Below are 20,267 nucleotides of genomic sequence, written 5' to 3'. Positions count from 1 at the left end.
CGTGTCGGAACTGCTCGATCTCGCCGGAATCCTCGTCTTCGCCCTGTCAGGCGCCCTCATGGGCGTGCGCAAACGCCTCGACGTGGTGGGCATGGCGGTGCTGGCCTCGATGACCGCGCTCGGCGGCGGCATCATGCGCGACCTGATACTCAACGTGCCGCCGGCCGCCTTCCAGAGCCTGGGTTACGTGCTGGTGCCCATCGGGGCCACGGCGATCGTCTTCTTCTGGCACCCGCAGGTCGCCCGCATCATGCCGCTCCTGCTCGTCCTCGACGCCGCGGGCCTCGGCCTGTTCTGCGCGGTCGGCACGGAGAAGGCGCTGCTGTACGACCTGTCGCCGCTGCACGCGGCCCTGCTCGGCGTGACCACCGCCGTCGGAGGGGGTGTGCTGCGCGACATGCTGGCGGGAGAGATCCCGACACTGCTCTACGACCGCCAGCTCTACGCCGTGCCCGCGATGCTCGGCTCGGCGGCGATGGCCGCCTTCTTCGAGCTCGGCCTGCACGGCTGGCCCGCGGTGCTGACCTCCGCCGTCCTGGCCTTCGGGCTGCGCATCCTGGCCATGAAGTACGGCTGGCGCGCCCCGCTGGCCAGCGGGGTCACACCATCCGAATGAGCGGGTCGGCGGGGCGCGAGCCGACGGGGCCGGTGGCGCGGGCCTCGGCGAGACGGGCCACCGCCTCGGTGATGACCTGGGGCGACTGGGTGAAGGGCAGGCGGAGGTAGCCCTCGAGAGTGCCGCTCACACCGAACCATGGACCAGGCGCGAGCCGTACGCCGTGGTAGGCGGCGGCCTCGGCGAGGGGGGTGGCGCCTTCGCCCGCCAGCCGTACCCACAGGGTGCCGCCGCCGCGCGGCACGGTGAAGGACCACTTGGGCAGGTGCTCGCGCAGCGCCGCCACCAGCGCCGACCTGGAGGCGGTGAGGGAGCGGCGGCGCTCGGCGCGGGTCTCCTCGATGCGGTCGAAGAGCCTGGCGACGACGAGCTGGTCGAGCACGGGGCTGGCGATGTCGACGGCCGAGCGGTGCACGGCCAGGCCGCGCGCCAGCGCCGCGGTCGTGCGGATCCAGCCGATGCGCAGCCCGCCCCACCACAGCTTGGAGGCCGAGCCGATGGTGATCACTCTGCTGTCGGTGTCGAAGGCGGCCATCGGCGCCGCCTCGTTCGGCGCGTCGATCCCGAGCTCGGTCCAGGTCTCGTCGACCAGCAGCGTGGTGCCTGCGCGCCTGGCCATGCCGACGACGGCGGCGCGGGTGGCGTCGTCCATCAGCGCGCCCGTGGGGTTCTGGAAGTCGGGCATGAGGTAGGCCAGCCGGGGGGCCGACTGGCGCATGGCGCCCGCCATCAGGTCCGGCTGCCAGCCTTCCGCCGTGATGCCGACCGGCACGATGCGCGCCCCGCGGTGGCGGGCGGCGTCGATGGCGTGCGGGTAGGTGGGCGACTCGACGACGACGGGGTCGCCAGGCGTGAGCAGCAGGCTCATGACGAGCTGCAGGGCGTGCTGGGAGCCCGTCGTGACCAGGATCTGCTCGGGGCGCGTGGCCAGGCCCCTCGCGGTGTAGTGGGCCGCGATGCGCTCGCGCAGCGCGGGCAGGCCCATCGGGTCGTAGCCGGTGCCCATGCCGTATCTCGGCAGGTCCTCCATGGCGCCCGCCACCGCCTCGGTCAGCATCGTGGTGGCGGGAGGGGCGGCGCAGTGCATCTGGAGCAGGCCGTCGTCGTCGACCGACAGCCACGGGTTGTCGGCGCACACCGAGGGGTCGGGCAGCGCGGTCCAGCTGCCCGACCCCTGGCGGCTGTCGAGGTAGCCCTGCTCGCGCAGCAGGTCGTAGGCGGCCGTGACCGTCGTGCGGCTGACGCCGAGCTCCTGCGCCAGGTGCCGCTCGGCGGGCATGCGCATCCGCACGGGCACGCTGCCGTCGCGCACCAGCCCCCGCACGCCCTGGGCCAGCGCCCGGTAGAACGGGCGGGCCGAGCGGTCGGTGTCGAGGAGCCGGCCGAGCTGCTGCGCCGACAGGTGACGTTCTGACATAAGGCCACTTTCGCTGATTGGCCCTTTTGATGCAAACCACTGGCCTGGATGATTGGGGCATTATGAGTGAGATTTCCCTTCCGTCCCTTGGTTCGCTGCCCTCCCGCCTCCTCCGCCTGTACGGCGGCCTGGCCCTGTACGGCACCGGCATCGGCCTGCAGGTGGAGTCGGCCCTGGGCAACGACCCGTGGGACGTCTTCCACCAGGGCCTGGCCGTCAGGACCGGCCTGTCGATCGGCACCTGGATCATCCTGGTGGGCGCGCTGGTCATGCTGCTGTGGATCCCGCTGCGGCAGAAGCCGGGCATCGGCACCATCAGCAACATCATCTTCCTTGGCCTGTTCGCCGACGCCGCCATCTACCTGCTGCCCAGCCCTGGCCACTGGACGGTGGCGTGGGCATACCTGCTGTCGGCCATCGTCGCGGTCGCGCTGGCCACCCTCCTCTACATCGGCGCGGGCATGGGCCCAGGCCCACGCGACGGCGTCATGACCGGCCTGATCAGGCTGGGCCTGTCCGTGCGGCTCGCGCGCTTCCTCATCGAGATCTCAGTCGTGGCGATCGGCTGGCTGCTCGGCGGCACGGTCGGCGTCGGCACGCTGCTCTTCGCCGTGGCGATCGGCCCGATCACGCAGGTGTTCACCCGCTGGTTCCCTCTGCCGGGCCAGCACTGACGGCTCTTCGGGCGTTCGCGGGGGCGGTTGGACCTAGTACCGTCTGGTGCATGCGGATCGAGGACTACGCCCTCATCGGGGACATGCAGTCGGCGGCGCTGGTGGGCCGCGACGGTTCGATCGACTGGCTCTGCCTGCCGAGGTTCGACTCGCCGTCGTGCTTCGCCGCGCTGCTCGGCAGCGAGCGCAACGGCCACTGGTGGCTCGGCCCCACCGGCCGACCGATGGCCGACAGACGCCGCTACAGGGACGAGACGCTCATCCTGGAGAGCGAGTACGACACCCCCACGGGCACCGTCCGCGTGATCGACTTCATGCCGCCGCGCGACCGCAACCCCGACGTGGTCCGCATCGTCGAGGGGGTGTCGGGCACGGTGGAGATGTCCACCGTGATCAGGATCCGCTTCGACTACGGCAGGATCGTGCCGTGGGTGCGCCGCACCAACGGCCACCTGCAGGCCGTCGGCGGCCCCGACTCCATCTGGCTGCACTCCCCCGTGCCGCTCAAGGGCGGCGACTACGCCCACCGCGCCACCTTCCACGTCAAGGAGGGCGAGCGGGTCGCCTTCGTCTTCACCTGGCATCCCTCGCACGAGCCGATGCCCAGGCTGATCTCCGCCGAGGACCACCTCGTCCAGACCGAGGAGCTGTGGGCCGAGTGGGTGGAGCAGTGCACCTACAAGGGGCCGTGGCGCGAGGCCGTGGTCCGCTCGCTCATCACGCTGAAGGCCCTCACCTACGCCCCGACCGGCGGCATCGTGGCCGCTCCGACGACGTCACTGCCCGAGGACCTGGGCGGGGTGCGCAACTGGGACTACCGCTTCTGCTGGCTGCGTGATGCCACCATGACGCTCGACGCCCTCATCGGCGCGGGCTACCTCGACGAGGCCGCCGCCTGGCGCACCTGGCTGCTGCGGGCCATCGCGGGCAGGCCACAGGACCTGCAGATCATGTACGGCGTGGCGGGCGAGCGCCGCCTGCCCGAGATGGAGCTCGGCTGGCTGGCGGGCTACGAGGACTCCCGCCCCGTGCGCATCGGCAACGGCGCGGTCGAGCAGCTGCAGCTCGACGTCTACGGCGAGGTCATGAACTGCCTCTACCTCGCGCGCACCTCCGGCCTGGCCCCCGACGACAGGGCGTGGTCCATCGGGCGCGAGCTGCTCGACTACGTGGAGGACCACTGGGACGAGCCCGACGAGGGCCTGTGGGAGGTGCGCGGTCCCCGCAGGCACTTCACGCACTCCAAGGTGATGTGCTGGGTGGCGGTCGACAGGGCGATCAGGCAGGTCGAGAACTTCGGCCGCACGGGGCCCGTCGAGCGGTGGAAGGCGCTGCGCGCGCAGATCCACGCCGAGATCTGCGACAAGGGCTACGACCCGGTCCGCAACACCTTCACCCAGTCCTACGGCTCGGCCGAGCTCGACGCCTCCTTGCTGCTGATCCCGATCGTGGGCTTCCTGCCGGTGGACGATCCGAGGGTGCGCGGCACGGTGAGCGCGATCGAGAACGAGTTGCTGTCCGACGGCTTCGTGCTGCGTTATCCCGTCGCCGCCGACAACGACGTCGACGGCCTGCCTGGAGGTGAGGGCGCCTTCCTGGCCTGCAGCTTCTGGCTGGTGGAGGTGATGGCCATGCAGGGCAGGAAGGACGAGGCGTGCGAGCTGTTCGACAGGCTCCTGACGCTGCGCAACGACGTGGGACTGCTGGCGGAGGAGTACGACCCCCGCTACGGCCGCCTGGTCGGCAACTTCCCCCAGGCCTTCTCCCACGTGCCCCTCGTCCACGCCGCCCGCGCGCTGTCGTAGCCGCCGGGCCTGCCGAGGGAGCTAGGCGGCCAGGCGGGCCAGCACTCTCGCGAACTCGGGAGGCGGGGCGACGACCAGGCGGGCCTGGCCGTCCTGAATCACGATGTCGGCCCTGATCAGGGTCAGCCTGCCCTCGTGCCACCAGTAGACCTGCTGGCTGAGGCCCGCCGCGCGCTCGGCGTGCACGCGCATGCGCTCGATGGCGCGCACCACCCCGATGCCGTCGACGGGGTAGACCACCAGCGTCGCGGGGTCGGGCAGGATGACCAGCATGCCGTCCTCCGGCACGGAGACGTACTGCGAGAGCCAGCGCAGGTGCGCGGCGGCCGCCACGGTACGGCCCGACAGCCGCCAGGCCTGCAGCCCCGACAGGTCGAGGGAGGAGATGGCGAGCCGCTCATCCTCGCGCACGTTGGCCAGCGCCAGGTCGAGGGCCTGGCCGGAGGGGATGGGCCAGCAACCGGCCTCCTCGGGGCGCACGAAACGGGCCCCGACCGTCAGCAGCTCGACCAGGTCGCCGTTGAGCGAGCGCCCCACCACCCTGGTGAGGTCCTCGACCGCGTCGACCGACTCCACCCTGGTGCGCAGCAGTGGCTTCACCTGGTCGAGATCGCACACGTCGAGCAGGTCGTCGGCCGCCGCGACGGCGTTGGCCAGGTGCTCGGAGACCAGCACGGGCCAGTCCTCGCGGGAACGGCGGCCCGCCTCCCTGCGCAGACCCGCCAGGCGGACCAGGATCTCTCTGCCCCCGCCGAGCGTCAGCGAGCCGCCGTCGCGGGCGAAGACGCAGGTGTAGCCGAGCGAGTCGGCCACCAGCGACAGGAGTGAGTCCAGGTCGACGTCTTCGACGGATCTCCGGGAGGGCTCCCGGTCACGCCTGAAGAACTTCACGCGTCACGCCCTCCGCAAATCGTCGGTTATCTCCCTCTCCGTCTCTCTACATTGCCTGCTCCGAGCCGCCAAGCCGACCAGACAGGGAGCACGATTCGGTATCGATAACACCAAGCGCCCCAAGCCACACCGACCACTGTGGCGTGCCGTGTCCCACCGGCAACCCCGCGATGACAGGCACTTCGAGCGGCAGGAGCCGCTCGGCGAGCACGGGCAGCGGGTCGCCGCAATCCACCCAGGAGCCGAGCGCGATGCCGCGCACACCGTCGAAGACGCCCGACTGCAGCAACTGGGTCAGCATCCGGTCGATCCGGTAGGGATGCTCGGCGATGTCCTCCAGGAGAACGAGCCTGCCGGCGAAGGAGGGCTGGTGCCTGGTACCGCACAGCGAGGCGAGCAGCGACAGGTTGCCCCCTGCCAGGACCCCTTCGGCCCTGCCCTCCCTCAGCACCGTGTCGCCGGTGACGGGCGGCGCCTGGCCGAACAGCGCGGCCTGGAGGTTGTCCCAGGTGACAGGGTCGGTGACGGCGTCGCATGCGGGCATCGGGCCGTGCAACGTGGGCAGGCCGAGCTCCGTGGCGACGACGTGGTGCAGGGCGGTGATGTCGCTGGAGCCGAGCAGGACCTTGGGCCCCGCCTCGCGCATCGCCGCCCAGTCGAGCAGGTCGAGCAGCCTGGCCGCGCCGTACCCGCCTCTGGAGCAGAAGACCGCCGACACCGCCGGGTCGCACCAGGCGGCCTGCAGGTCGGCGGCGCGATCGGCGTCGGAGCCCGCCAGGAAGCCCTCCCTGTCGAGGACGTGCTCGCCGAGCACGACCTTCAGCCCCAGGCCCTCCAGCAGCCGCACGCCCCTGGCGAGCAGGGTCGCGTTGGCCGGGCCCGAGGGCGAGACGATCGCGACCGTGTCACCCGCGCGCATCGATCAGCTCCCTCACCAGGGCGGGCAGCGCCTCGCCGATCGGCCTGTCGATCACCAGGTCGGCGAACGCGTCGTAGGGGGTGGGCTGGGCGTTGATGACGACCAGCGCGGCGCCCGCGTCCAGCGCCTCGCCGCACAGCCCGGCGGCCGGCTGGACGGTGAGTGAGGTGCCCACGGCCAGGAACAGGTCGCACTCGCGGGCGGCGGCGACCGCCTCGCGCAGCACCTCCTCCTTCAGCGACTGGCCGAAGGAGATCGTGTTGGCCTTCTGGATGCCGCCGCAGCGCAGGCAGGGCGGGTCGGGCTCCTGCCTGTCGAGCACCTCCCGCATGGGCGTGAGGAGCCCGCACGACAGGCACACCACCTCGAAGATCGTGCCGTGCAGCTCGATCACGCGGGTGGAGCCGGCCTTCTGGTGCAGGCCGTCGATGTTCTGGGTGACGAGCGAGCGCAGCAGCCCCGAGCGCTCCAGCAGCACGAGCGCGCGGTGGCCCGCGTTGGGCTCGGCGCTCCAGGCGGGATGGTCTCTGCGGGCCTGCCAGGCCCTGCGCCGGACCTGCGGATCGGCCAGGTAGCTGTCGATGCTGACCATGGCCTGGGCGGCGGGATCCTTGGTCCACACGCCCTGGGGCCCTCTGAAGTCGGGGATTCCCGAATCGGTGCTGATGCCCGCTCCTGTGAGCACGGTGACCGATGTGGGCGGGGCCGGTTCGTTCACCTCGCAAACGGTGTCACACTTACCTGACGTATGCGACCTCCGCCCCACATTCTCGTGGTCAACGGCATCAAGGTCCGCAGGCCGGTGTTCCTGCTCGGTGCTCCGCACTCCGGCGCGGACCTGCTCGCGCGTGCCCTCAAACGCTCCCCCGGCTTCCACCTGACCATGGGCCGCCAGTCGGTCGCGCACGTGGTGCACGCCTTCGCCCGCCGTCCCTCCATCGCGCGCAGTTCGGGCGCGGTGCGGGTGATGCGCGACTCTCTGGCCGAGTCCTGGCAGGTGCTGCCCGGATCGTGCGGTCACTGCCCGCTGCCCTGCAGGCAGGCCGGCGGCGTGACAGGCAGCGGTCCCTGCGTCTCCACCGCCGCGGTCACGCGCTTCGGCGACGCCAGCCCCGACCTGCTCTACAGCGCCGAGGTGCTGCTGCAGGCCTTCCCCGACGCGCGCTTCGTGCAGCTGATCCGCGACGGCCGCGACGTCACCGCCGACATGGTCAACGACCCCGACTGCCTGTCGTGGTTCAAGCCGTCGATGCTGAGCGACGACACCGAGTTCCCCAACGCCTTCCTGGGGGTCAACCGCGACGAGCACCGCGACAGGTGGAAGAGCATGCCGACGGCGGGCAAGTGCGCGCTGCGCTGGCGCAGCGCGGTGCGGCTGAGCGCGACCCTGCGCAGGGACCTGCCCGCCGACCAGCTGCTCACGCTGCGCTACGAGGACCTGGCGCTCTCCCCCGTCGAGGCCCTCGCCTCGCTGTCGAGCTTCCTGGAGACCCGCGTCTCCAGGGTCTCCATGTACGGCACGCGCGTCCCCGAGGTCGGCTCGTGGCGCACACGCCTGCGCTCGGCCGACAGGGAGCTGGTGGAGAAGGTGGCCCGCGAGGAGCTCACCCGGCTGGGCTACCAGTGAGGCGCCGCGTTCGTCACTGCTGGCTGAACTGGGTGCGGTAGAGCTCGGCGTAGGGGCCGCCGCGCGCCAGCAGGTCCTCGTGGCGGCCGCGTTCGGCGACCCTGCCGTCCTGGACGACGAGGATCTCGTCGGCCTCTCTGATCGTCGAGAGCCGGTGCGCGATGACCAGCGAGGTGCGCCCGGCCAGCGCCGTCTTCAGCGCCTGCTGGACGGCGGCCTCCGACTCCGAGTCGAGGTGGGCGGTGGCCTCGTCGAGCACGACCACGCTCGGCGCCTTCAACAGCAGCCTGGCCAGGGCGAGCCGCTGCTTCTCCCCGCCCGACAGGCGGTAGCCGCGGTCGCCGACGACGGTCTCGAGCTGCTCGGGCAGCCCCTCGACCAGGTCGGCGATCTGCGCGGCGCGCAGGGCGTCCCAGATCTCCTCGTCGGTGGCCTCCGGCCTGGCGTAGCGGAGGTTGGCGCCGATGGTGTCGTGGAAGAGGTGGGCGTCCTGCATGACCACGCCCACGGTGTCGCGGAGGGAGGCCAGCGTGGCGTCGCGCACGTCGAGCCCGTTGAGGCGCACCGCGCCCTCGTCCACGTCGTAGAGGCGGGAGACCAGCGAGGTGATCGTGGTCTTGCCCGCGCCCGAGGGGCCGACCAGCGCGATGAGCCTGCCAGGGGCGGCGGTGAAGGCGACGCCCTTGAGCACGGGGTGTGAGGGGCCGGTGTCCTGCCTGGCCACCGACTCGAGCGAGGCCAGCGAGACCTCCTCGGCCGCGGGGTAGCGGAAGTGGACGTCGTCGAACTCGATCGTCACGGGGCCCGGCGGCACGGCCCTGGCGCCCGGCTTGTCCGCGACCATCGGCTCGAGGTCGAGCACCTCGAAGACGCGGTCGAAGCTGACCAGGGCGGTCATCACGTCGACGTGCACGTTCGACAGCGAGGTGAGCGGGCCGTAGAGCCGCATCAGCAGCGCGGCCAGCGCCACCAGCGTGCCGAGCTCGAAGAAGCCGTCGACGGCCAGGACGCCGCCGATGCCGTAGACCAGGGCGGTGGCCAGCGCGGCGACCAGGCCGAGCGCGACCCTGAACACGGTGCCGTACATGCCCACGATGACGCCGACGTCGCGGACCCTCGCGGCCCTGCCGCCGAAGTTCGTCGCCTCCTCCTCCGGCCTGCCGTACAGCTTGGCGACCATCGCGCCCGCCACGTTGAAGCGCTCGGTCATCACCGAGCTCATCTCGGCGTCGAGCTGCATCTGCTCGCGGGTCAGGACGGACATCCGCCTGCCCACCCACTTGGCGGGCAGCACGAAGACCGGCAGCAGGACCAGGGCGGCCAGGGTGACCTGCCACGACAGCACCAGCATGGCGCCGAGCACCAGCACCAGGCTGATGACGTTGGAGACGACCGACGACAGCGTGCTGGTCAGCGCCCGCTGCGCGCCGATGACGTCGGTGTTGAGCCTGGAGACCAGCGCGCCGGTCTGGGCGCGCATGAAGAAGGCCACCGGCATGCGCTGCACGTGGTCGAAGACCTCGGTGCGCAGGTTGTAGATGAGACCCTCGCCGATGCGCGAGGAGAACCACCGCTGCGCCAGCGTCAGGCCCGCGTCGACGGCGGCGAGGACGGCGATGGCCACCGCCAGCCCGATGACCACCCCTGGCCGCTTGGGCAGGATGCCGTTGTCGATGATGGCCTTCATCAGCAGCGGGTTGGCGACCACGATGACCGCGCCCGCGACCACCAGCACGAGGAAGGCGGTGATCTGCCTGCCGAAGGGCTTGGCGTAGCTCGCGATCCGCCTGACCGTGCCGGGACGCAGCCGCTGCTGCATGACCGAGTCGTCACGTCGCAGCGACCGCATCGTCTGGGGCCCGAAGCCCCCGCCCATCATCGCCATCTGCCATCACAGCGTCGTGCGAGCCGCCGCGATTCCCGCGTCAGCTCACCGCGAACAGAGCCTTGATCCTGGCGGCCTGCTCGACCCTCTCGGCCGCCGTCTGCTCCTCCAGGGTGCGCCCCCTCGCGCCCTGGAGCAGTCGCTTGGTCGCCGTCGCCGCGTCGCGGTTGGTCGAAAGCAGCTCGGCCGCCTTGTCGCGCACGGCCTGGGTCAGCTCTGCGCCGCTGACGACGCGTTCGGCCAGTCCGATCCTGAACGCCTCCTGCGCGTCCACGAACCTGGCCGTCAGGCAGATGTCGATCGCCTTGGCCGTTCCGACCAGATCGACAAGGGGTTTGGTCCCTGTCAGGTCCGGCACGAGCCCCAGTGCGGGCTCCTTCATGCAGAACTTGACGTCGTCGGCCACGATCCTCAGGTCACAGGCCAGCGCCAGCTGGAACCCGGCGCCGATGGCGTGACCATGAACCGCGGCGATGGAGACGATCTCCGGACGGCGCAACCACAGAAATCCCTGCTGGGCCTGCTCGATCCGCTGCTCGAACGAGACGTTGTCGAGTTGTGCCACCGAGCTGAACGAGCCCTGTCCTGGCACCCCCTCGGGCGTGAACATCCGCAGGTCGATCCCTGCCGAGAAGGACGGTCCCTCACCTTGCACCACGACGATACGAACCTGCTCAGGCAGGTCGTCACCGATTCGAGCCAGAGCCGACCAGGTAGCGAACGTCTGGGCGTTCCGCTTCTCCGGTCGATCCAGCGTGATCGTCGCGATCTCACCGTCCACCTCGTAGCGCAGTCCTGCCTCCTTGATGGAGACGTCCTCCGCACTCCCCCCAAGCACCGCTTCCGCCATCGCTCACTCCCGCCGTCGCTGGTCCGTCGCGCCCGAGCCTACCGAATTCCCTAGAACGAGGTTCTAGTAGGCCCGGGCGCGACGGCACGCTGACTGGAGACGAGCGGCTGCGGTCGCGCGTTTCCGAGGCGGCCTCAGCGCTTGGACTTGCCTCGGGTGGCCCCGCCGCGCCCGCGCAGAGTCACGCCGGACTCGCTCAGGATGCGGTGGATGAACCCGTACGACCGGCCGGTAGAAGCGGCCAGGGCGCGGATGCTCTCACCCGCGGCGTAGCGCTTCTTGAGATCGCCGGCCAGTTTCTCACGGTCGGCCCCGGTCACCCGGGTGCCTTTCTTCAGAGTCTCGGCCACGAGTACCTCCTGTAGTGCCAGACTTCCGCAGCGTTACTCCGCCATGATCAGTCATTTCAGCGGGATCGGCTACCTACTCCAGGGGAAAAGATCCCTACCCGCTCAAATTAAGATCAGGCAAGTGCCACAAGATCGGAAAATTCAGCGCTCCAAGCGTCTTCAGTTCCGTCAGGTAGCAAGATCACCCTATCGGGTTGCAGAGCCTCAACTGCACCCTCGTCGTGCGTAACCAGCACGATCGCCCCAGAATAGGACCTTAGCGCCGAAAGAACCTGCTCTCTACTGACCGGGTCGAGGTTGTTCGTGGGCTCGTCGAGCAGCAGGACGTTGGCGCTCGACAGCACCAGGATCGCCAGCGCCAGCCGGGTTTTCTCGCCGCCGGACAGCACGCCCGCGGGCTTGTCGACGTCGTCGCCGGTGAACAGGAACGAGCCGAGCACCTTGCGCAGCTCGGTGTCGGTGAACGTGCCTCCCGCCGACCGCATGTTCTCCAGCAGCGTGCGGTCGGCGTCGAGGAGCTCGTGCTCCTGCGCGTAATAGCCGACCTTGAGTCCGTGACCTGGCCTGATCTGGCCGGTGTCGGGCTGCTCCACCCCTGCCAGCAGCCGCAGCAGCGTGGTCTTGCCCGCGCCGTTCAGGCCGAGGATGACGACCCTGCTGCCCCTGTCGACGGCCATGCTGACGTCGGTGAAGATCTCCAGCGAGCCGTAGGACTTCGACAGCTCGTCGGCCATCAGAGGCGTCTTGCCGCAGGGCAGCGGCTCGGGGAAGCGCAGCTTGGCGACCTTGTCGCCCTTGCGCACCTCCTCGGTGCCGGTCAGCAGCCTGTTGGCGCGGCGCATCATGTCCTGGGCGGCCTTGGCCTTGGTGGCCTTGGCCCGCATCTTGTCGGCCTGCGCCAGCAGGGCGCCCGCCTGCTTCTCCGCGTTGGCCCGCTCGCGCTTGCGGCGCTTCTCGTCGGTCTCGCGCTGGGCCAGATAGGCCTTCCAGCCGACGTTGTAGATATCGATCACACTGCGGTTGGCGTCGAGGTGAAGGACCTTGTTGACCGTCGCTTCAAGAAGACCAACATCGTGGCTGATGATCACCAAGCCACCCTGATGTGATCGCAAAAAATCACGAAGCCACCCAATTGAGTCGGCATCGAGGTGGTTTGTCGGCTCGTCCAGAAGGAGAGTTTCTGCCCCACTGAAGAGAATTCGCGCCAATTCCACCCTTCTGCGCTGACCGCCGGAGAGCGTTTCCAGCGGCTGCTTGAGCACGCGGTCGGGCAGGCCGAGGCTGGAGGCGATCGAGGCCGCCTCGGACTCGGCCGCGTAGCCGCCGAGGACGTGCATCTGGTCCTCGAGCCTGCCGTAGCGCTTGACCGCCTTGTCGCGCACCTTCGGGTCGTCGCTCGTCATGCCGAGCTCGGCCTCGTGGAGCTTGCGCAGCACCTCGTCGAGGCCGCGGGCCGACAGGATGCGGTCGCGCGCGAGCACCTGCAGGTCGCCCTGGCGGGGGTCCTGGGGAAGGTAGCCGACGCTGCCCGAGGTGGTGACCGATCCGGCGGCGGGCATCCCCTCACCGGCCAGGACCTTGGTGAGGGTCGTCTTGCCCGCGCCGTTGCGGCCGACCAGACCGATCTTGTCTCCTGGGTTGACCCTGAACGACGCGTTCTCGATGAGCAGGCGCGAGCCCGCGCGCAGCTCGATGTCACTGGCGATGATCATGTTGGAAAGGACACTCCCGGGATAGGGATGACGGTCATGGCGGCGTGGGGGCCGGTCAGTCGGGAGTGTGCATGGGGATCAGTGTACGGGCAGGGGCACGCCTCCTCCTCTGCATAACGGACGGGCGGGCCCCGTGCTTCCCCCGGTCACAGGTGCCCGCCGATCAGCGCCAGGTTCTGGATGGCCGCCAGGCCGTACTGCGCGGCGTCGTTGGTGGAGACGAAGGGCGCCTCCATCACGGGGGCGGGCACGCCTGGGCCGTCGACGAGCGTGGCGCTCCAGTCGTCCTGGCGTTGCAGGGCGTTGGTGTTGAGCTGGTCGCCCTCGTCGAGGCGGAACCTGCGCCAGGCCCACGCGGCCAGCTCGGCGTCGCCGGTGCGGGCCGCCGCGTAGGCGGTCAGCCGGCTGTGCGCCTGCACCAGCGACACACCGCTCAGCGCCTGGCCTAGCTCGGCCTCCTGCACGTCGGCGGGGGCGAGGTAGAGCCTGCAGTAGTCGAGCCAGGCCCGCTCGAAGCCGGGGACGCCCAGGTCGAGGGCGATGAGCTCCGCGCACATCTCGGGCAGCCCGAAGACCGCCGACAGGTGCGAGAGGGTGACAGGGGCCTGCCCGGCGGTGTCGAACCGTCCGGTGGTGAGGTCGAGCATGGCCTGGCCGTGCAGGAAGCCGTGCGGCAGCGCGCCGATGTCGGCCATCGTGCCCAGCAGGCGGTCCCTGGCCCGCTCGTCGCCGTGCCGCTCCCACCTGGTCAGCCACGCGGCGGCCAGGGCGCCCCAGTCGGCGCCGAGCCCGACCGACAGCGCCGAGGGATCGGGGGTGTAGACGTCGTCGCGCACCTTGCGCAGCGGGTCGATCGCGACGAAGGTCTCCTCGGGCGCGGCCAGCTCGTCCAGCAGGTCGCCGGTGCGCTCGTCGGCGGTCAGGTAGAAGTAGAAGCGGCGGTAGGCGGCGTTGGAGATGCGCAGCTGCTTGCACGAGCAGCCCCAGTGCTGCACGTTGTGCCTGGTGCCCAGGCCCTTCCACCTGCCGAGGTGGTAGACGTCCACCTCCCCCGTATGACGGGTCATGGACTCGGCGAAGCGGAAGACGTCGGCCCTGCCGGTGCGCAGGTACTGGTACCACAGCCACAGGTCGGGCGAGAGCTCGGAGTTGTCCCAGGCGTAGCCGCCGACGTCGTAGCGCCAGGTGTGCCTGTCGGCGTCGTAGGTGTGCATGACGTCGCCGTAGTCCCAGAACCCGTACCACCTGCGCTGCTCGCGTTCGCGCGCGTAGTGCTCGAACAGCAGGTCCAGGCGTTGCTCGATCTCGGCGCGGGCGGCGTTCGACCGGTCGGGCAGGCCCCAGTCGCCGAAGACGCCCGCCAGCAGGATCCGCTCGGGGGCGGCGGCCAGCAGCCCTGGAGAGTTGAGCGCGGTGGCGTGCTCGGCCAGCTCCTCGGCGCGGGGGGTGGCCTCGTAGGCCGTGAGCGTGAGCTCGTGGGTGCGGGCGATGCCGCGGGCGTCGCCGAAGCCCGGCTCGTAGTCCTCGTAGGTGATCTCCAGGCCCTCCAGCTGCTCGGCGAAGGTGTCCTGGCCCATGCCGTCGTGGTAGAAGCGCAGGTCCATGGGGGGCGCGGACGGCGACCACAGCCACACCGTCGCCGTGGCCAGCTCGGTGGCCGCGCCCCTCACGTCGATGCGGGTGGGGTGCAGCCGCCAGAAGTCGCGCAGGCCGAAGCCCAGGCCGCCGCTCACGCCGCCGACGTAGCCGTAGCCCTGCGCGCGGGTGCCCGAGGGGATCGTCACCCACGCGTGGCCGGGGGCGGTGCGTTTGCGCAGGGTGAAGCCGTCGGCGCTGGACTGATCCAGGGTGTAGTCGTTCCACGCGGGGATCAGGTGCAGCCGATCGGCCACCTCGGGGTTGCCGATCGGCCCGCAGGCGCGGCCCTCGACCTGCGCCTGCCGTACGGCGGGGCCGGGGTCGCGGCGCAGTCCCGTGAGGCCGCGCACGGCCTCGGTGAGGAAGCCGCTCTCCCCCGCCAGCCGCACGTGACGGTCGTGGAGCTCGTCGCGCATGACCACGTCGGCGCGCAGCCCGAGCCCGGCCAGGAAGTCGCGCTCCGGGTCGCCGTCCCAGACGAAGGTGTGGACGACGCGCACGTCGCAGGCGCCGGCGTAGAAGTACAGGCGGACGGTGAACGGCAGCCAGTCGCCGTGGCGGCCCTCCAGCCGCAGCACCGCCCTGACCGGCCCCTCCTGCTCCACCACGACCCGCTGGACGAGGCCCTTCGCCTGCCGGCGGACGCGCGAGCCGTCCTCGTCGGGGCTGTCCTGGCGCAGGCTCACCAGGCGCACCTCGCGCGCCAGCTCGCGGCCGCCGAGGCGGATCGAGCTGATCAGCGTGCCGCCCGTCTCGGCCACCGTCCACTCGCGCTCGCCGGTGGCGACCCGCACCAGGCCGCTCTCCCTGGTCACGGTCACGGGCCGCTCCGGCGCGGCGGGCTCGCCGCCCGCCAGCAGTTCGTACGAGCCCGCCGGTACGGCCTGCGGCCCGATCGCGTGAGCAGACCACTTGACCGAGCCGTCGGGCCAGGTGGCGGTCACCCAGCTCTGCACCGGGGTGCCGTCGGCCATGGCGAAGGGCTCGTGGGAGCCGACGGCGCCGCGCGGCCAGGGCACCCCCCAGGTCACGCCCTGTCTCCTCGGCTCCTCCAGCCAGTGCAGCGGCGTCGGCGTCGTCATGGAAGCTCCCTCGCCACGATCGCGGCCACAGCGTCGGCGCCGCGGAAGTTGAAGTGGGTGTCGTCGCTGATCCCGCCGGGGTAGAGCGGATGCTCGCCCGGCCCGAACCAGGTGAACAGCGACCTGGACTCCTCGGGGCCGAGCCGCTCGTAGAGCTCGGTGGTGGCCCGCGTGAGGTCGACGAGCCGCACGTCCTCCCGCCCGGCCAGCTCGCGCACCTGGCGGGGCAGGTCGCCGTGGGTGGGCACGAGGCGCTCCCCCTCGAACCTGCGCCGCTGCACGGGAGTGCACAGGATCGGGTTCGCGCCCGTGGCGCGAGCCTCCTCGACGAACACCCGCAGGTTCTCCTGATAGGTGATCGCCGGATCCTTCTGGTCGTTGTGGCCGAACTGGATCACGACGAGGTCGCCTGGTCCCGCCTCACGCAGCAGTGCCGCCCACAGCCCCTCGGCCCGGTGGCTCGCCGTGGTCGCGCCGCCCTTGGCGAAGTTGCGCACGGGGCTCGAGACGAACGCGCCGAGCTGCGCGCCCCAGCCCGACATCGGCGCCTCCCACGCGGGGCAGGAGGCCACCGTCGAGTCGCCGGCCAGCAGGATCGCCACTACTCCTTCACCGACCCGATCAGCACACCCTTGGCGAAGTGCTTCTGCAGGAACGGGTAGAAGAACAGGATCGGCAGGGTGGCGATGACGACGACGGCGAACTTCAGGCCCTCCACGGGGAAGAAGACCGAGTCGAGCGAGGCCAGGGCGTTCTCGGCGTTGGCGCTGGTGAGCTGCCTGACGATCACCTGGAGCGTCCACTTGCTGTTGTCGTCGATGTAGAGCAGCGGCGACATGTAGTCGTTCCAGATGCCCACCGCGTAGAACAGCGAGAACGTCGCGATGATGGGCTTCGACAGCGGCAGCACGATCTTGAAGAAGACGCCCATCTCGTTGCAGCCGTCGATGCGCGCCGCCTCCTCCAGCGCCTGCGGAAGCTCCTGGAAGAAGCTCTTGACGATGATCAGGTAGAACGGGTTGATCGCCAGCGGCAGGATCAGCGCCCAGTAGCTGTTGAGCAGTCCGAGGTCGCGCACCACCAGGTAGGTGGGGATCATGCCGCCGCTGAAGACGAGGGTGAAGATGACCAGGTTGAGCACCAGCGTGCGGCCCGGCAGATAGCGCTTGGCCAGCGGGTAGGCCATCGTCAGCGTGAGGATCACCTGCACGGCCGCGCCCACGGCCGTCACGACGATCGTGGTGATCAGCGCGCGGACGAAGGTGTCGGTGGCGAAGATGTACTCGTAGGTGCTGGTGACGAACTTCTCCGGCCAGAGGAAGAACGGCCGCGAGGCGATCTCCGACTCGGTGGCGAACGAGCCGGCCAGGACGTAGAGCAGCGGCAGGACCGTGACCAGGGCCAGGCCCACGAGCAGCATGATGTTGAGTGCGTCGAAGACGCGGCTGCCGACGGAGGTGTGGTGACCCACCGACTTCTTGGCTGACATACGAACTCCTTTAGAACAGTCCACGCTGACCGAGGCGCTTGGCGAGCCAGTTGCAGCCGAAGATCAGCACGACGCCGGCGACGCCCTTGAACAGGCCCACGGCGGTCGCGTAGCTGTAGCCGCCCTGCGTGATTCCGACGTAGTAGACGAAGGTGTCGAACACGTCGGCGGTCGAGCGATTGAGCGAGTTGGTCATCAGCCAGAGCTGCTCGAAGCTGGCGTCCAGCAGGTTGCCCGAGGTGAGGATGGCCATGACGACGATCGTCGGGCGGATCGCGGGCAGCGTCACATGCCAGAACTGCCGCCAGCGCCCTGCGCCGTCCATGCGGGCGGCCTCGTACTGGTCGGCGTTCACACCGGCCAGCGCGGCCAGATAGATGATCGTGCCCCAGCCGGTCGACTTCCACAGCGTCTGCATGACGATGATGGGCCTGAACCACTCGGCCTGGGCGACGTAGTCGACCTTGGCGCCGCCGACGAAGCCGTGGATCCAGTTGGCGATCACGCCGAAGTCCACCGAGAACAGCAGGTAGGTCAACGACGCGACGATGGTCCACGACAGGAAGTGGGGAATGTAGACCAGGGACTGGATCGAGCGCTTGAGGACGTTGAACCTCAGCTCGTTCAGCATGAGGGCGACGATGATCGGCGCGGGGAAGGCGAAGACGATCATCAGGAGCGCGAGGATCAGCGTGTTGCCGAGCAGGCGGCCGAAGTCGGGGCCGGTGAACAGGTCCTGGAAGTGGGCCAGGCCCACCCACTCGCTGCCGGAGTAGCCGAGGAAGGGGACGAAGTCCTGGAAGGCGATGGTCAGGCCGTACATCGGCAGATACTTGAAGATCGCGAAGTAGACGAGACCGGGCAGGAGCATGAGGTAGAGCCAGCGGTAGCGCAGCAGCGCGGCGCCGACCGACAGCCTGTCTCGGCGCCTCGGCTTTCGTGGGACCGCCTTCACGGGAGGCGGCGCCAGGTCGGTGGCCAAAGCGGCCTCCTTTCGTGACGCGGGGGCTCGGGACTGTTCCCGAGCCCCCTGGCGAATCAGTTACCGGCCTTGGCGACCAGGGCGCCCAGTTCGGTGACGACCTGCGTGCCGCCGCTGTCGTACCAGCGCTTGATCTCGGCCTTGAGCTGCTCCTCGGTGATCTCTCCCGCCAGGTACTTGACCCTGGCGTCGGTGACGATCGGGTGAAGGGTCGCGCCCTTGGCCGTCAGCGTCGGAGAGATGTAGGGAAGCGCCGGGTCGTGCACCGCCGTCTGCAGGTCGAGCTCCTCCAGCTCCTTGCGCAGCTTGAGGTTCTCCCGCTCCGCCTCGCTCGCCGGCCTGAGCTCGTAGGCGTCGCCCGCCACGCCGACGCTCGACGTGGTGCCCAGCTGGATGAAGGCGTAGTCGACGTCGTTGTTGATGGTCTTGACCGCGGGGTCGTTCTCGTTGATCCGTACGGCGTAGCCGTCCTCGACCTTGTAGTTACGCCCCTCGATGCCGTTGTTGACGAGCCTCGCGCCCTCCTTGGAGGCCAGCCGGTCCAGAGCCTTGAGCACGTCGTCGAGCTGGGCCTCGGTCCTGATGTTCTGCTTGGAGATCGCGACGATGCCGTTGAAGCCGGTGAAGGGGAGCGAGAACTTCTTGCCGTCTGGGCGCGAGAGGTTGCCGGTCATCGCCAGCTTCTTGGCGTAGCCGTCCGGGTCCTGCTCCTTGAGCAGGCTGTACAGCTGGGTGGCCCGCACGTTGACGTCGATGATGATGCCGCCCTTGCCCTGGACGAACGGGTCGTTCCACTTGGCGGTGTCGAGAGTGGCGAAGTCGCGGTTGACCAGGCCCTCGTCGACCATCTTCTTCATGTAGCGGTTGGCCTCCATGAATTCAGGCGTGTCGAACTCGGGGACGAGCTTGCCGTCGCGCATGCCGTAGCCGTTGGGGGCGCCGAACCAGACGTCGATGGCGTTGAACGGGTTGGAGGAGTTGAAGATCGGGGTCGGCCACTTCGGGATGATGAGGCCGTAGGTGTCCTTCTTGCCGTTGCCGTCGGGGTCCTTCTCGGTGAAAGCCTTGGCCACGTTGTAGAGGTCGTCGGTGGTCTTGGGCAGCTCCAGGCCGAGCTTGTCCAGCCAGTCCTTGCGCAGCAGCACCGCCGAGCGCAGCAGCGGCCTGATGCGGTAGATGCCGTAGTTCTTGCCGTTGGTCGAGGAGTTGAGCCTGACCTGCTCGTTCCTGGGCTTGAGGTTCGGGTACTTGTCCAGCTTGTCGGTCAGGTCCCAGAACGCGCCTGCCTCGGCGGCCTTGACGAAGGACGGGCCCTTGTTGTCCTGGATGACCATGACGTCAGGGATCTTGTCCGAGGCCAGCGTGACGTTGGTCTTGTCGGGGTAGTCGGCGTTGGGCACCCAGGTGATCTGGAGCTTCTTGCCGGTCAGCTTCTCGACGGCCTGCTGGATCTCACCCGAGGGGTTGGGAGCCGTGCCGAACAGCGGGACCATCATGGTCAGCGTGCTGTTGCCGCCCTGACCCTCGCCTGCTCCTCCGCCCGAACAGGCGGCGGCGAGGAGAGCGGCTGTTAGCGTTAACACACCGGCCAGGAGGCGGCGGGGGGATGTGCTCATCAGTTTCCTTTCGGATGCAGACGCGCTTCGTTCTCCGCGAAGAAGCGCAGGCAGAGCCAGGTGTTCAGCTGGATCCACGCTCCCGCGCCGACGGCGAGGGCGAGGATCGGCAGCGTCGCGCCCGCATAGACCACCGCCACGAAGACGAACAGCAGCACGATCGTGGAGGCGGGACGGACCAGCGCGAACAGTGAAGCCTTGACCAGGTAGGCGGGCAGCCTGAGGTCGTAGCGGACGTACAGGGGCAGCAGGTGGGCGGTGATGACGACCAGCACGAGCAGCGCCACGAGGGTCGCCGCCCTCGGGGCCTCGCCCGCCGGGCCCAGAGCAGAGAAGTACAGGTAGTTGCCCGCGAGGACGGTGCCCAGCGCCGCTGGTGGCAGCACGAGCAACGAGCCCCTGACGAACTCCCGCCGGTAGACGTCGAGAAATTCGCGCCAGCTATGAATCGTTTCATTTTCAGCGTGCCGCCGCGCCAGCGTGTACGCCGCGACGGTGGCGGGACCGAGCCCCAGGACCACGCCGCCCGCGAGGGTGAACACGATCCAGAGCAGGTTGAGCCTGACCGCCCACAGCACCTCGTCACAGGCCGAGTAGAGCCTGGTCAACCAGGTGGAGCCGGTCATGTCGCACCACCGGTGAAGGTGGAGCGGCCAAAGGGGATGAAGAGTTGCACCGGGGTTCCTGCCCTGTAAAAAGCGGGTGAACGGCGGT

18 protein-coding genes are annotated in these 20,267 nt (G+C 69.6%); 4 read left to right on the top strand and 14 right to left on the bottom strand.

What is annotated here, in order from left to right:
• Nucleotide 1: 1 nt before the first annotated feature.
• The gene (locus tag ABFX50_RS30045) at nt 2-616 is read left to right on the top strand and encodes a trimeric intracellular cation channel family protein (RefSeq protein WP_346150945.1); all 615 of its coding nucleotides are present in this window, start codon (nt 2-4) and stop codon (nt 614-616) included.
• On the opposite strand, the gene yczR is transcribed toward ABFX50_RS30045, so the two are convergent.
• On the bottom strand, nt 600-2,033 hold the full coding sequence (gene yczR / locus ABFX50_RS30040; RefSeq protein WP_346150943.1) for a MocR-like transcription factor YczR: 1,434 nt from the start codon (nt 2,031-2,033) through the stop codon (nt 600-602). The genes ABFX50_RS30045 and yczR overlap by 17 nt on opposite strands.
• A gap of 62 nt (nt 2,034-2,095) precedes the next feature.
• Here yczR and yczE point away from each other — a divergent pair, with 62 nt between their 5' ends.
• Together yczE and ABFX50_RS30030 are read left to right on the top strand one after the other, a co-directional pair.
• On the top strand, nt 2,096-2,707 hold the full coding sequence (yczE, locus tag ABFX50_RS30035; RefSeq protein WP_346150941.1) for a membrane protein YczE: 612 nt from the start codon (nt 2,096-2,098) through the stop codon (nt 2,705-2,707).
• A 50-nt stretch (nt 2,708-2,757) separates the two neighbouring features.
• Nucleotides 2,758-4,512 carry a glycoside hydrolase family 15 protein gene (locus tag ABFX50_RS30030; protein WP_346150939.1) on the top strand — a complete coding sequence of 585 codons (1,755 nt, stop codon included), beginning with the start codon at nt 2,758-2,760 and terminating at the stop codon, nt 4,510-4,512.
• A gap of 21 nt (nt 4,513-4,533) precedes the next feature.
• On the opposite strand, the gene ABFX50_RS30025 is transcribed toward ABFX50_RS30030, so the two are convergent.
• Genes ABFX50_RS30025 through ABFX50_RS30015 form a run of 3 tightly spaced genes read right to left on the bottom strand, consistent with a single transcriptional unit; the run spans nt 4,534 to nt 7,040 of the window.
• On the bottom strand, nt 4,534-5,403 hold the full coding sequence (locus tag ABFX50_RS30025; RefSeq protein ID WP_183661843.1) for a hypothetical protein: 870 nt from the start codon (nt 5,401-5,403) through the stop codon (nt 4,534-4,536).
• Between the two features lie 46 nt (nt 5,404-5,449).
• Nucleotides 5,450-6,322 carry a S66 peptidase family protein gene (locus ABFX50_RS30020; RefSeq protein ID WP_346150936.1) on the bottom strand — a complete coding sequence of 291 codons (873 nt, stop codon included), beginning with the start codon at nt 6,320-6,322 and terminating at the stop codon, nt 5,450-5,452.
• Entirely contained in the window at nt 6,309-7,040 is a 732-nt protein-coding gene (locus ABFX50_RS30015) for an SIR2 family NAD-dependent protein deacylase (RefSeq protein WP_346150935.1), read from the bottom strand. Before ABFX50_RS30015 ends, ABFX50_RS30020 begins: the two co-directional genes overlap by 14 nt.
• A gap of 30 nt (nt 7,041-7,070) precedes the next feature.
• On the opposite strand from ABFX50_RS30015, the gene ABFX50_RS30010 reads away from it, so the two are divergent.
• Complete coding sequence (locus ABFX50_RS30010) at nt 7,071-7,949, top strand: sulfotransferase family protein (RefSeq protein ID WP_346150933.1); 879 nt, start codon at nt 7,071-7,073, stop codon at nt 7,947-7,949.
• Nucleotides 7,950-7,962: 13 nt separating this feature from the next.
• Here the strand turns inward: ABFX50_RS30010 and ABFX50_RS30005 are convergent, their stop codons facing one another.
• The 10 genes from ABFX50_RS30005 to ABFX50_RS29960 form a co-directional block, all read right to left on the bottom strand.
• Nucleotides 7,963-9,834, bottom strand: a complete 1,872-nt coding sequence (locus ABFX50_RS30005; RefSeq protein WP_183661851.1) for an ABC transporter ATP-binding protein — start codon at nt 9,832-9,834, stop codon at nt 7,963-7,965.
• 40 nt (nt 9,835-9,874) lie between these two features.
• Nucleotides 9,875-10,684 carry an enoyl-CoA hydratase/isomerase family protein gene (locus tag ABFX50_RS30000; protein WP_346150931.1) on the bottom strand — a complete coding sequence of 270 codons (810 nt, stop codon included), beginning with the start codon at nt 10,682-10,684 and terminating at the stop codon, nt 9,875-9,877.
• 134 nt (nt 10,685-10,818) lie between these two features.
• A complete protein-coding gene (locus tag ABFX50_RS29995; RefSeq protein WP_020547488.1) occupies nt 10,819-11,034 on the bottom strand; it encodes a helix-turn-helix domain-containing protein in 216 nt (71 codons plus the stop codon).
• Nucleotides 11,035-11,147: 113 nt separating this feature from the next.
• A complete protein-coding gene (locus ABFX50_RS29990) occupies nt 11,148-12,746 on the bottom strand; it encodes an ABC-F family ATP-binding cassette domain-containing protein (RefSeq protein ID WP_183661855.1) in 1,599 nt (532 codons plus the stop codon).
• 146 nt (nt 12,747-12,892) lie between these two features.
• Nucleotides 12,893-15,466 carry an exo-rhamnogalacturonan lyase family protein gene (locus tag ABFX50_RS29985; RefSeq protein ID WP_346150928.1) on the bottom strand — a complete coding sequence of 858 codons (2,574 nt, stop codon included), beginning with the start codon at nt 15,464-15,466 and terminating at the stop codon, nt 12,893-12,895.
• Nucleotides 15,463-16,068 carry a rhamnogalacturonan acetylesterase gene (locus tag ABFX50_RS29980; protein WP_346150926.1) on the bottom strand — a complete coding sequence of 202 codons (606 nt, stop codon included), beginning with the start codon at nt 16,066-16,068 and terminating at the stop codon, nt 15,463-15,465. The genes ABFX50_RS29985 and ABFX50_RS29980 overlap by 4 nt, the downstream gene beginning before the upstream one ends.
• Nucleotides 16,068-16,955 carry a carbohydrate ABC transporter permease gene (locus ABFX50_RS29975; protein ID WP_346150924.1) on the bottom strand — a complete coding sequence of 296 codons (888 nt, stop codon included), beginning with the start codon at nt 16,953-16,955 and terminating at the stop codon, nt 16,068-16,070. Before ABFX50_RS29975 ends, ABFX50_RS29980 begins: the two co-directional genes overlap by 1 nt.
• 10 nt (nt 16,956-16,965) lie before the next feature.
• Nucleotides 16,966-17,937 (bottom strand): ABC transporter permease, encoded by a 972-nt coding sequence (locus ABFX50_RS29970; RefSeq protein ID WP_246453717.1) that lies wholly within the window; start codon nt 17,935-17,937, stop codon nt 16,966-16,968.
• Nucleotides 17,938-17,993: 56 nt separating this feature from the next.
• A complete protein-coding gene (locus ABFX50_RS29965; protein WP_346150921.1) occupies nt 17,994-19,553 on the bottom strand; it encodes an extracellular solute-binding protein in 1,560 nt (519 codons plus the stop codon).
• A complete protein-coding gene (locus ABFX50_RS29960) occupies nt 19,553-20,179 on the bottom strand; it encodes a YesL family protein (protein ID WP_346150919.1) in 627 nt (208 codons plus the stop codon). Before ABFX50_RS29960 ends, ABFX50_RS29965 begins: the two co-directional genes overlap by 1 nt.
• Nucleotides 20,180-20,267 lie beyond the last annotated feature (88 nt).

The organism is Nonomuraea recticatena, assembly GCF_039533245.1.
In the GTDB taxonomy this organism is placed as follows: Bacteria; Actinomycetota; Actinomycetes; order Streptosporangiales; family Streptosporangiaceae; genus Nonomuraea; species Nonomuraea roseola.
This window is presented reverse-complemented; position numbering and strand designations above follow the sequence as displayed.

Excerpts from the sequence above, each read along its gene's own strand:
- ABFX50_RS30020 (WP_346150936.1), bottom strand. The coding sequence starts at position 6,322 with ATGCGCGCGGGTGACACGGTCGCGATCGTCTCGCCCTCGGGCCCGGCC.
- ABFX50_RS30000 (WP_346150931.1), bottom strand. The coding sequence starts at position 10,684 with ATGGCGGAAGCGGTGCTTGGGGGGAGTGCGGAGGACGTCTCCATCAAG.
- ABFX50_RS29960 (WP_346150919.1), bottom strand. The coding sequence starts at position 20,179 with ATGACCGGCTCCACCTGGTTGACCAGGCTCTACTCGGCCTGTGACGAG.
- ABFX50_RS30010 (WP_346150933.1), top strand. The coding sequence starts at position 7,071 with ATGCGACCTCCGCCCCACATTCTCGTGGTCAACGGCATCAAGGTCCGC.
- ABFX50_RS30030 (WP_346150939.1), top strand. The coding sequence starts at position 2,758 with ATGCGGATCGAGGACTACGCCCTCATCGGGGACATGCAGTCGGCGGCG.
- ABFX50_RS29990 (WP_183661855.1), bottom strand. The coding sequence starts at position 12,746 with ATGATCATCGCCAGTGACATCGAGCTGCGCGCGGGCTCGCGCCTGCTC.
- yczE (WP_346150941.1), top strand. The coding sequence starts at position 2,096 with ATGAGTGAGATTTCCCTTCCGTCCCTTGGTTCGCTGCCCTCCCGCCTC.
- ABFX50_RS30005 (WP_183661851.1), bottom strand. The coding sequence starts at position 9,834 with ATGGCGATGATGGGCGGGGGCTTCGGGCCCCAGACGATGCGGTCGCTG.
- ABFX50_RS29975 (WP_346150924.1), bottom strand. The coding sequence starts at position 16,955 with ATGTCAGCCAAGAAGTCGGTGGGTCACCACACCTCCGTCGGCAGCCGC.
- yczR (WP_346150943.1), bottom strand. The coding sequence starts at position 2,033 with ATGTCAGAACGTCACCTGTCGGCGCAGCAGCTCGGCCGGCTCCTCGAC.
- ABFX50_RS29965 (WP_346150921.1), bottom strand. The coding sequence starts at position 19,553 with ATGAGCACATCCCCCCGCCGCCTCCTGGCCGGTGTGTTAACGCTAACA.
- ABFX50_RS29985 (WP_346150928.1), bottom strand. The coding sequence starts at position 15,466 with ATGACGACGCCGACGCCGCTGCACTGGCTGGAGGAGCCGAGGAGACAG.